Annotated in this window: 9 protein-coding genes, 1 tRNA gene and 1 pseudogene; 2 read left to right on the top strand and 9 right to left on the bottom strand. The window is 35.1% G+C overall.

Going from position 1 to position 12105, the window contains the following annotated elements:
- Nucleotides 1–24: 24 nt before the first annotated feature.
- The 8 genes from IJE64_RS06285 to hypA form a co-directional block, all read right to left on the bottom strand.
- Entirely contained in the window at nucleotides 25–969 is a 945-nt protein-coding gene (locus tag IJE64_RS06285; RefSeq protein WP_292783587.1) for a methionine synthase, read from the bottom strand.
- On the bottom strand, nucleotides 966–1280 hold the full coding sequence (locus IJE64_RS06290) for a DUF1894 domain-containing protein (RefSeq protein ID WP_292783598.1): 315 nt from the start codon (nucleotides 1278–1280) through the stop codon (nucleotides 966–968). The genes IJE64_RS06285 and IJE64_RS06290 overlap by 4 nt, the downstream gene beginning before the upstream one ends.
- Nucleotides 1281–1739, bottom strand: a complete 459-nt coding sequence (locus IJE64_RS06295) for a DUF1890 domain-containing protein (protein WP_292783601.1) — start codon at nucleotides 1737–1739, stop codon at nucleotides 1281–1283.
- A gap of 13 nt (nucleotides 1740–1752) precedes the next feature.
- A complete protein-coding gene (locus IJE64_RS06300; protein ID WP_292783604.1) occupies nucleotides 1753–2835 on the bottom strand; it encodes a hypothetical protein in 1083 nt (360 codons plus the stop codon).
- Nucleotides 2836–2875: 40 nt separating this feature from the next.
- Nucleotides 2876–2948: transfer RNA gene (locus tag IJE64_RS06305), tRNA-Ala, on the bottom strand.
- Nucleotides 2949–3001: 53 nt separating this feature from the next.
- Entirely contained in the window at nucleotides 3002–4033 is a 1032-nt protein-coding gene (locus IJE64_RS06310; protein WP_292783606.1) for a DUF354 domain-containing protein, read from the bottom strand.
- Between the two features lie 19 nt (nucleotides 4034–4052).
- Nucleotides 4053–4709, bottom strand: coding sequence for a hydrogenase nickel incorporation protein HypB (hypB, locus tag IJE64_RS06315; RefSeq protein WP_292783609.1), 657 nt, complete (start codon nucleotides 4707–4709; stop codon nucleotides 4053–4055).
- Nucleotides 4710–4725: 16 nt separating this feature from the next.
- Complete coding sequence (gene hypA, locus IJE64_RS06320) at nucleotides 4726–5103, bottom strand: hydrogenase maturation nickel metallochaperone HypA (protein WP_292783612.1); 378 nt, start codon at nucleotides 5101–5103, stop codon at nucleotides 4726–4728.
- A gap of 167 nt (nucleotides 5104–5270) precedes the next feature.
- Between hypA and IJE64_RS06325 the strand changes: the two genes are divergently transcribed.
- Nucleotides 5271–6413, top strand: a complete 1143-nt coding sequence (locus tag IJE64_RS06325) for an aldo/keto reductase (RefSeq protein WP_292783615.1) — start codon at nucleotides 5271–5273, stop codon at nucleotides 6411–6413.
- Between the two features lie 309 nt (nucleotides 6414–6722).
- Here the strand turns inward: IJE64_RS06325 and IJE64_RS06330 are convergent.
- Nucleotides 6723–9293, bottom strand: a pseudogene (locus IJE64_RS06330) (DEAD/DEAH box helicase); the annotation flags it as partial.
- Between the two features lie 326 nt (nucleotides 9294–9619).
- On the opposite strand from IJE64_RS06330, the gene IJE64_RS06335 reads away from it, so the two are divergent.
- Nucleotides 9620–12094, top strand: a complete 2475-nt coding sequence (locus IJE64_RS06335; protein WP_292783620.1) for a DEAD/DEAH box helicase — start codon at nucleotides 9620–9622, stop codon at nucleotides 12092–12094.
- Nucleotides 12095–12105 lie beyond the last annotated feature (11 nt).

Raw genomic sequence — 12105 nt, forward strand, 5'->3', positions numbered from 1 at the left:
ATTCATAATATACCAGTGAAAAAATTAGCTGTACTTATCCTTAATCTGATTCATCAATTTTAATTTTTTAAAGGCAACATCCTTTGGCGCTCTTCTCAAGCCACAATCAGGATCGATGATTAAATTGTCTTTTCCAACAATTTCAACAGCTTTTGACACTAACTCATCAATGTCAGAAATATCATCCACCTCATTAACAGATGAATCGACACATCCGAACCCTACCTTTTTAGAGCCCAATAATGATGCATTTTTTTCTAGAACTCCAAGATTAACATTATTTCCTGCAAATTCCATATCCAAAATATCAACATTAAATCTAGTCAAGTCCTTAAATGCATTGTCAAGTATTCCGCATACATGCATTGCCAGAGGTATTTCCAAACCTTCATGGATAATGTCAATAGCCTCACGGGCAGTTTTCATGTCAACCATTCCAGTTGATAAAAACGGTTCATCAATCTGAATATAAACTGGTTTGACCTTTTTTGCTATTGCATCAACTTCAAATTTTAAAGAATGCGCTAAATCGATTATTGCATCCTCTTTGTTTTTATAAAAAGACTGTATCCTTGATGAGTGAACAATAGTATTTGGACCTGTGATGATTCCTTTTATTCCTTTACCCTCCGGAATACTGCCGCCATAGTATTCCTTCATCACTTTTTTGGCATATTTCATATCATCAATTGATATCTCCTGAGTCGGATTTCTAATTTTCGATACGATGACAGTATTTCCATCCTCAATTTTCATTCCAGGAATGTATTTTGTAAAAATGGAAACCATATCACCTCTGACTTGACCGTCAGAAATAATGTCCACTCCTGCATCAAGCTGAGCGATGACACTGTCTTTAATAGCTTGCTTGAATGGATCAAAAGAACCTACGGAATTTAATAATTTTTCCTTAAAATTAGATGGAGAGCTTTCCTCAGCGGGAAAACTGCCTACAACAGTTGATTTCATTTCTTATTACCAATATCCAATTTTCTTATTTTTTCAACTTCATCTTCATCAATTGGCAATTCCACAACTGAAGTTCCATGACACGGTTTTGTGTATGGTAAAAAAACAGTTCCTTTCTCATTGTCGAAACCAATTGGTATAGGAGGGATTCCAATAACCCTAACACCTAAAACCTCATCTCCAGGTTTTATATATACCAAGTCATCAGCCTTGAATCTAATAATCATGGCACAATCTTTAAAACCTGCTTTTGAGGCATGAATCTCATAATTATCAGATTGTTGAAGATACGTGTCTAAACAGAATGACATTTATTCAAACTCCTTAATCGCTTTGTCAAATTTAACCTTAATTGGAGATGGATTGTGGAATGCTCTAACTGCAACGATCTTTGCATTGCTTCCACTTTCCTCAATCATATTAATAAATTCTTCAACTTCATCCATATCTCTTGAAAATACCAAAGCAAGAGACTTGCATTGCAAAATCTGTTCAAATGTTACGAAAAATGATGCCGCAGCATCTTTGTGAACAAAACCAACTAATAAATCGTAATCTCCTTCATTAATGTCTCCCAAACTTCTCTCCAAATCAACTAGGTTAAGGTCATAATGGCCTTCAGGATCAGATATCCTTACCAATTTGGAAGCGGCAGGATTTGCAGCTATTGTAGTATCATAACCCATTTTTGTCAACTTATTAAATACATAAACAGCCATTGGAGTTTGGGATGGAGTTTCAGGACATCCAAGTAAAACTAAAGCTTTCATTTAAATACCTCTGTTAAGACCTTGATTTGAGCGTTACACCATTAGCTAAAATCAATGCTCCTATAAACAGGAACGTTAAAAGAGCCATACCGTTTATTGTCCTGTTAAATACGAACATACCAATCAACGCTTGAGAACAAAATGCGGCCAAAGCCCCAGTCAATAAAACTTCTCTTCCCAAGTACTTTTTATTATTTTTCTCTCTTTTCTCACGGTACATGCTCAATATTTTAAAACCAATAACGATTGTGCCCAAAACAAATACCATCAATCCGATAAGACCTAAATATCCGAAATCGAATCCATATCCAAAAATACCTGGAAGCATGTAATCTATTGTATCCTTTTGGTTTACAAGAACACCGAAAAACATTGGGAAAGGCAAACCAAAGAATAAAATCAATTGCATCGGTAAGGTAATATACCCTTCAGCAAATGCCGTTCCTTCAGCACCCCAATAAGACGCATTGGCATTATGCCCAATCAGCTGGATATTATTCAATACAGTTTTGATACTGGACATGGAATACTGTTCGATTCTTGTTAATCTTAAAATAGGGGAAAAGATTGTCATTCCCGTTAATCTGGAAATACCTTCCAAAAGAACAAAACCCGCAGCCGCTGCTCCGAAAAACATTAATATTCTTTTACCGGTCAAGAAGGATTTTTCCCTAAATGATTTTGAAATGATTAGGTAACCTAGGAATAAACCTAAAATCCATAATATTAAAAAGGACCTGTGCATTAATCCACCAAAGACTGTAATGCCCGCTATGAATAAAATGACAAACCTTCTAAGCGGCCTTATATCAACACCCGATTCCTTCATTACCTTAAGCGACGCTAATGCGGTAACAGCTCCTAGAAGTGCAATTGGACCAAAAGGGTGCGTAAATTCTGCTTGACTTGACGATATTACTAGAAGAACAATATCTGCTCCAAAAACTATTGTGAAACCTCCAATAATAAACAGGGATAAAAAGGTTACCACACTTAAAGATAATGGAATCAAGTTAAGGGAAAATACCATTGTAACAAATAATATTAGTCCTACTTCCACTATTAATTGTAAATGATTTTGAGCAATTAATAACATATAATAATCACAATTTTGATTTATTTCTAAAATTTATAAATGGACTGACCGGGATTTGAACCCGGGGCCTCCGCCATGCCAAGGCGACGATCTACCATCTGAGCTACCAGCCCAAAAAATCTAAATTAAAATATCATATAATATATTTGATTTTTACCAATATAAACTATTTGCCTTTTTTGGCCAAATCATATAAATTATCAATGATGATTTGGAACAAATCATCTGTTTTCAAATCAATTTTTTCATGAGGATTTACTATAAAATCCAGTGCTTTATTGATTACCTCTTCAGAATCAATTGACCTGAACATTAAACCATGGTTAATGTAATATTGATCTACAGACAAAGTTTCACCAGGATAACATGAAATTACTGGAGTCTGCAATAATGCTGATTCCCTATTCATTGTTCCGCCAGCCCCTATAACCAAGTCACATTTTTTTATTATGCTTGAAGTATCTACTGGAGGCTTTAATATAGAAACGTTTTCAATGCCTTCAAAGATTTCAGACTGCTCCTTAAATCTAGGCAAAATTAAAATATTGGCCACATTCTTCAACTCATCAACGATTGGAGATAAAACAGATTTTCTGCAATCGGCATCCAAGTATGATGCAAGTGAAGGTTCAGGCCTCATCAATATTGTTTTTGGATGTTTTAAATCAAGATTTAATTCATTTAAAACATTATCATTATATTCAAAGCTTTTAAAATGCATCAATTCAGAGGTTCCATCATATGTAATGATTGTGTTCGGATTGGCTCCAAATCTCAGTAGCTTCCATATGTCAATTATTTTAGGTGAGATGATTCTATCACATAACGGGAGTGTTAATTTATTAGCTGCAAGCGCATGTTCATTATCTAAAACGTATAGGCTTGGGATTCCCAAACCAAATGAAATTCTGGGAAGCTCAATAGAATGCTTGCTAAGGGCAACATCCACCTTTTCAGCAGATATTATATCAACAAGATTATCCACTCTCGATGTACTTTCTTTTAGCTTATCGTGTAAACTGACACCATGTTTTCCGACAGATATGAAATCAATACCGTACATTTCCAATAATTTATGGATATCACCGAATTGCCTTGCAGTGACAATTACATCCTCGCCCTCACTCTCCAGATACTTAATTACATCTTTAAAGAACCTTGCATGAGGAGCATTTGAGATATCTATCCATACTTTCATGAAACCACCGAAAAGACAGTTATAAACTTTCTTTTTTATCTTTTATAATTTGTATAATTTCATCCAATCCGACGCCTTCTTTTAAATTGGATGCAATGATTTTGACATTTGGATTTAATTTTTTAGCATCGGCCACCATTTTGTCAACATCTGCTCCAACAGCATCAGCCAAGTCAATTTTATTGATGACAATGACATTTGATGTTTGGAAGATAATTGGGTGTTTTTCCACAGTATCATCACCTTCAGTGACACTGACAACAACTATTCTCATGTGAGAACCCAATTCAAAATCAACAGGACAAATCAAATTACCTACATTTTCGATGATTACCATGTCCAAATCATCTAAAGGCAAATCATGAAGTCCGTGATGGACCAAATGTGCATCTAAATGGCACTCTTTACCAGTGTTTAATCCTGCAACAGGAACATCGTGAGCTTCAATACGCTCAGCATCGAATTTGGAGATTACATCACCAGCAATAACACCTATATTATAATCGGTATTGTCAATGATTTCCTCAATTAAAGTTGTTTTACCAGATCCAATTGCTCCTACAAAATCAACACAGAAAATTCCTTTTTCTTCTAAACTTTTTAAATTTTTATCTGCTAATCTTTTGTTTGCATCCATAATATTTTTTGCTACTTCTACATCTGCTACTTGGTGCATATTTTCCTCTCCATAATTATGTATCGTCAGGTTTTTCAATTATAATGTTTTTGACAACAATGTCTTTTCCATTTAAAACTTCAACTTTTAAACTGTCGCATTCAGGACATTTAACAAGGGGCGCATAATGGTCGCTTTCATCTAAAACAGCTACCCCCTTAAAATTACAATCCTCACATTCAATTTCTGCCGGAACATCTTCAATAGAGACTTTAGCATCTTCCATAATTGTGTTTTCAACCAAAACGCCCAGCATAAATTGCAATTGTTCAGGATTTATCATAGCCAGTCTTCCGATTTCAACAGTAACTTCAGTAACTTCAGTTGCATTATTACTTTCTGCAGTTTCCAAAACCGCATTAATAATACCTTGCGCCATAGATAATTCGTGCATTCTACAACTCCTTATATATAAATATTAATATTATAAATTTGGTTTTGTTTATTAATAAAGCTATTTAATATTTGGATAATATTCAAGTAATACTGGGTATTAATGAAAAAAACATTTTCCATTGCAATCAAAAACCCTTAAATAAATATGCTTTTAAAAATAATAACATGACTTACAAATCAAAATTCGGCTTTGGATGCATGAGACTTCCGCAAACCGATACGAATGACCCGACAAAAATAGACCAGGAACTATTCAATGAAATGGTAGACATTTACATGAACAAAGGATACAATTATTTTGATACTTCCTATGCCTATCATGGAGGAATGAGCGAAGTAGCTATTAAAAAAGCAGTGGTTGAACGGTATCCTCGAGAATCATTTCAAATCTGTGATAAAATGCCAACATGGGCATTGACCTCCCCAGAAGACAATGACAAATATGTGGATGAAATGCTTGAAAGATTGGGAATCGATTACTTTGATGTGTTCTTCATTCACAACATCAACATTCCATGGTATAGACTAGCGGAGGAGAACAACTCTTTTGAATATATCAAAAAAATGAAAGAAAATGGTGTGGCTAAAAAAATTGGAATTAGCTTTCATGACGATTCAAGATTATTGAAAGAAGTTCTTGACAAATATGGAGACATTCTTGATATAGTGCAGTTAGAACTTAATTATCTTGACTGGGAAGATCCCGTTATTGAAGCCCACAAATGTTATGACCTATGTGTAGAATATGGGTTCGACGTCTATGTAATGGAACCCCTGAAAGGCGGAGTTATCGTAAATACCTCAGATGAAATAAAAAATGACTTCAATAATTTTAATCCCAACAAATCAATAGCTAGTTTAGCAATCAGATTTTGCGCCTCACTTGAAAACGTGAAAATTGTTCTGTGTGGAATGAGCAATATGGATGATTTGATGGATAATTGTGATACATTCGATGATTTTGCAGTCATGACTGATGCCGAAAAGGAATTTTTAGAAAACATGGCATCCAAACTTAGGGCGAATGTTGCTGTGCCATGCAGTGAATGCGGATATTGTACCGATGCCTGTCCGGAAATGATTCCGATAGCTGAATACTTCAATTTGTACAACACATCCAAAAATCAGCCTGAATCAAATATTTATAGACATTATTTCGACAAATTAGGTGATGAAAAGGTACCTGCAAGCGAATGCAACTACTGCGGAACATGTCTGGATTATTGTACCCAAAAAATAGACATTCCTAATGAGCTCGAGAATGTGTGCGAACATTTCGAAGACGGTTTCAGTGCTTACGGCAAGTGATTGTTAAGAAACCCTCAATTTCAATTCCTTAACCATTTCACCATTCTTATTTATTTTTGATGCCATCCTGTAATACTCAACCGCTTTTGGAAATATTCCTGAATGATAATAAATTAAACCCATTAATGCCAGGGCATCAGCATTCCTATCATCAAAATCAAGCAATTTTTCCAAGATTTCAGCTGACGTATCCAAATCTCCCTGATTGTATAAATCATAGGCTTCCTCATACATCACTTCAACATCATCTAGAGAATCAAGCTCGCCAATATCTTTTGAGTTGTCTTTTTTATTTGAAAGCAAAACTTCGAGTTCATTGGCCATTTCATTTGATTTATCTTGAGATAATGCTTTTTTTGTAAAATAAAGTGAGATATCCTTTTGATTTTGATTGTATAATATCTGCGCCATTAATGCAAGTGAATCTACATGATTCTTGTCAATCGATAAGATATTATTCAAGAGGTCTTTGGATGTCGAATAATCTCCATCAGCAAATGATTTTGATGCCTCATCAAATAACTGGGAAACCTCATCATTTTCAGTTTTATCAATGACCTCATCAATTATCTCCCTACTCCCTTCAAAATCATTCGAAATCAATTGGCACATGTAGTTGAGAATGTATTTAGTTGCATTTTTGTGAAGTGGCTTGTTATCATTGCCGCATTTTGGAGAGTATATGCAAGCTGGACAGCCGCTTTTACAATTACAATTATTAAGAAGATCCATAGTGGATTTGAGCAATTCGACAAAAACATCCACTGCTTTTTCACAAATTCCAATTCCACCCTCATATCCGTCATAAATAAATATGGTCGCTTCCTGCGTATCTTCATGATAATTTGTAGAAAGTCCTCCAATGTCAAACCTATCACACATTGTATGAAGCGGGAACAGGCCGATTAATGCATGCTCGGCACCATGAAGACCGCCTGCAAAAACTTCCTCTTCTGCGAACATATCTTCCAAGGTATCTTTAACCTGTTTTGGAATTGTAAACCACAGCCCCTTGGTTTTGAATTTTAAGGGAGGTAAGTCAAGAGGATATGTTCCAATGGATTTTGAAAAATGCATTTTTTTATACTTGTAATAATCTTCACGAACTGTCAGTTCCCCAAAGTGAATCGTAAAGTCACCATATTTTGTTTTTGACAATTTCTTTTCTATTCTGATTTCAGTCTGATTCAAGACCATCGTATGATAGTCGACAGTCTTTTGTGAAACATTAACGAATCCATTTTTCAAATTTACGCTATTGACAACATAAGTGTCTCCCTTGTTGATTAAGATTGCACCTTCATGAGCTTCCCTATATACTTGAGACCTCTCCATTGTCTCAAGAAGCCTTCCATTATTCATCACCTTGAATTCCTGACCTGAAATCTGGTCAAGGGAATGGTCCAATGCAGGATTGTCATCATAGGGATACATATAATCCCCTCGAATGTTTTTATGCAAGTCCTTTTGCGAAACCAATTTATCCAAAATCTCTTCATTTACCTCGAAGTATTTGGAAACTTCCCCTTCCTTTATTGCCAATTCCTTGGCGGCGCATAGGATATGTGCTTCCTGCAATATGGGATTTGTTAAATCTATAATCGCATTTTCATGGGGCTTGTCAAAGAAGAATGATGGATTATTCATGAAATATTGGTCAAGCTGATTTTCAAAAGCAATTAAAATGGCCAATGACTTCTGATTACTTCGCCCAGCCCTTCCTGACTGTTGCCATGTGGAAATCATGGTTCCAGGATAACCGGAAATAATTACTGCATCAAGAGAGCCTATGTCAATGCCCAATTCCAAAGCGTTTGTGCATGTCACACCCAAATACTTTCCGCTTTTAAGACCCTCTTCAATTTCACGACGCTCATGAGGCTGATAACCTGCCCTATAAGCTGCAATCCTGTGAGCTAATTTGCCCTTAATTTGAGTCATATCCTTTTTAGCCCACATGGCAATCAATTCTGTTGTTTTCCTTGAAACAGTAAAGCATAACGTTTGAATCCCTTTAAACATCATATATATGAAAATGTTTTCCGTTTCCATATGGACAGAAGGGGCATTTTGCATATTGACCTTGTTTCTTCTGTAATTTTTAAAAGGGTTATACAAGATAAAATCTTTCTCGCCATTGGGGGAGGCATCCTCATCAATTAAAATGAACTCTTCACCAGTCAACCTATTGGCCAGCTCCAAAGGATTTGCAAGAGTTGCTGAAGATAAGATAAACTGAGGATATGAACCGTAAAAATTGGCTATTCTCTTTAATCTTTTTATTAGAAAAGCCACATTAGAACCGAAAACTCCTTTATAGTAATGTGATTCGTCGATGACAATATACCTTAAGTTCTTATAGAATCTGCTCCACTGATGGTGCCATGACAAAATGAGATGCAATTGATAGGGGTTTGTTAAAACTATTCTTGATTTATCCCTGATTCCCCTTTTCTCATCTCTTGGGGTGTCTCCATCATAGGTTCTTGGATCAATTTTAATCTCAAGTTCCCTTTCAAGGTTTTCCAACACATGAAGCTGGTCATTGGACAGGGCCTTTGCAGGATAAATGTAAAGTGCAGTTGCATCCTTATCTTCAATCATGGACTCCATGATTGGTAAATTAAAGGCCAATGTCTTTCCAGAGGCCGTTGGTGTCGTGATGATTACATTTTCGCCATTTTTAATAGCTTCATATGCATCTGCCTGATGAGAATATAACTTAACATCCTTGGAATCCAAATATTCTACAATTTTTTCATTTAAATTATCGACTTTTTTAAAATTAGCTTCTTTAGCCGGTAATGTCTCAACATGTGCAATATTATCCCTAAATCGGACATCATTTTTAAACATATCAATATTGTTGGGCTCAGACATAGTATCAGCTAAATTAAATTAACAATTATATTTTAAATTAAAATCATATTTAAAATATTCGTTTAATTTGAAATTGATTTAATTATAAAAATAGGATATTAAAATAAGTTAGGAATAATCAAATTCCTAACTATCTACACATATTATGGAAGAATTATACCCCCATGTTAAATTGTTTACTTTTTTTAATTTATAATGTTTTTTGCTTATTACATTTAGAAAAACTCAAATATATTTTAATGAATAATACTTTTCAAATGCTCTCACATTCATTATATAAATAAGATTTAACCATAAATTAATTATTATACATCATGAGGGAAAAAATGATTTCATATGATAAATTTGAAGATATTGTAGTAAATACGCTTAAAAGAGACATATCTTCAAATGAAGACCAGAAAAAAGCAATACTATCCGACAAAAACAAATCCCTTTTTATCGTAGCAGGACCCGGATCTGGAAAAACAACAGTAATGGTGCTGAAAATATTAAAATACATCTTTGTTGACGGCATCAATCCCCGTGAAATACTGGCTACAACATTCACAAGAAAAGCCGCTGATGAGTTGTATTCAAGAATATTGGGCTGGGGAGATGAAATTAAAAATCAGCTCGCAAGTGAACTTGACGATAGTGACTTTGAAGATATCGCTAAAATCATTGAAATTGAAAGAATAGACTTTAACCAGATCAACATAGGAACAACAGACAGTATAGCTGAAGAACTATTAAGAGATTATAAAAAACCTGGAGAGACACAACCTGCAGTTATTGAAGATTTTGTTGCAAATTCTGCAATGATTAAGATTCTCCTAAAAGATGAAAGATACCTTAATAAGAATCTTGTAGAATACCTGAAGGAATTAAGCGGAAGGGCAAAACTGGAAGAACCATCAAAAATGAGTGAAATTCTAATTGAAATAAAAAATAGAATCTATTATGACCAAGTTAATTTAGATGATTTATACAGTAAAACAGAGCCGGAAAGCGGTTTTAGAGTTGCATTGGACTGCATTAAAGAATATGAAACAATTTTAAGTCAAAGAAATACAATTGATTTTACAATGCTGGAGTCAGCATTTCTCAAGAAGCTGAAAAATAATGAGCTGGACACGTTCCTGGAAGATATTCAGATTGTCCTAATAGATGAATATCAGGACACCAACTTAATCCAAGAGGACATCTATTTCACCATTGCAGAGTCTGCCTTGAGAAACAACGGAAACATCACCGTTGTCGGAGATGATGACCAGTCACTATATAGGTTCAGAGGCGCTACAGTGGATTTGTTCACCAATTACAAACAGCGCATAAATGAAAGATTGGGCATTGAGGTTGAAGAGATTAACTTAAGAACAAATTACAGGTCTACTGAAAACATCATAAACCATTGCAACCGCTTTGTGGAGCTTGATGGCGAATATCAATATGCCCGAGTTGAAAACAAACCGAAAATCATAGCCCCTGATTTCGATAAGGAAAAAATGCCCATCTTGGGAATGTTTAGAAATAACCCTGAAATGTTAGCCAATGACTTATCCAAACTGCTAAATGACCTTATTAATAAGGGAGAAAGTGAAATAAAAGTTTTGCAAGTTTTGGATGAAGAATATTATAAAAAAATGAATGGGGAAATAAGCATTGCAAGATTACAGGAACTCAAAAGGCAAAAAATCCAGCAAGGAAAAGAAATGGATAAGATTACCCTTAAATTAGATGGAGATTACGGGTCTGCGTCAGACATAGCGGTATTGTCATATTCCCCAAAAGAGATTAATTTCGGAAACAGGACATTCCTCTACTATTTGAGGAAAAATCTTAAACGCTTAAGAAAGCCCATTGAGATGTTCAACCCAAGGGGGCAGGATTTACAGGAAATCGATAATGTTGCAATATTCTGCGGTTTGATTTTGGAATGCATTGACCCTGAAGGAGAAATACAGAAATCAGATAAAACCATTCCAAATCTAGCAAAAAGGAATATGTATAGATGGAGACTTAAGGCTAAGGAGTACATTAAATTAAATCCTGAACCCAGAGAACCAATTTCCCTAAACACTTTTGTCACACGCTGGCAACTCAGAAGGCCATATCCTGAAACAGACGATAGCGGTAAAAAAACCGAATGGCCAAAGACTGCAAGCCTAATGGAACTCGCATACAAGCTTACAACCTGGATTGAAGAGCTGCAGGATGATGTGGAAGGAGTGGTGTATCTGGAAGCCATAACAAAATCAATTACTCAAACTGGATTTTTCAATGAATACCATTCGGACATATCCTTTGAAAACGAACAAACCGAAAGGGATTCTGTCCTTGAGGCAATATGGAACATATTCATACCATTATCCACTGGAGGAGTTAAAATAGATGAGTCCCTTCTGGAAACATTGCCTGAAAACAGAGTCAATGTCCTATCCATACATCAATCCAAAGGGCTTGAATTCCCATTGGTTATCGTTGATGTCGGTTCCAAATTTAAGACAAACGATATTAAAACTCAAAGATTGAGATTTCCAAAAAAACTAAAGGAAAAAGTCACAATTGAGGACAGCATTAGAAAACATTCAATACTGGGTGAAAGTGAAAGAAGCGAAAAAGACAGGTCTTTTGATGATTTGACCAGACTCTATTTCGTTGCATTTTCAAGGGCTGAAAGTGTCCTGCTGTTAGTCGGACTGAATCCTGCCATTGAAGGCTACAACAAGAAAAATGAACATTTCAATATTCCGAATGTGGCTCTTGGATGGAGCAGAGATGAAAATTACATTGGATTTGAGGAGATTTACTTAATTTAGGAGAATTTAAC

This window comes from Methanobrevibacter sp., assembly GCF_017409525.1.
In the GTDB taxonomy this organism is placed as follows: domain Archaea; phylum Methanobacteriota; class Methanobacteria; order Methanobacteriales; family Methanobacteriaceae; genus Methanocatella.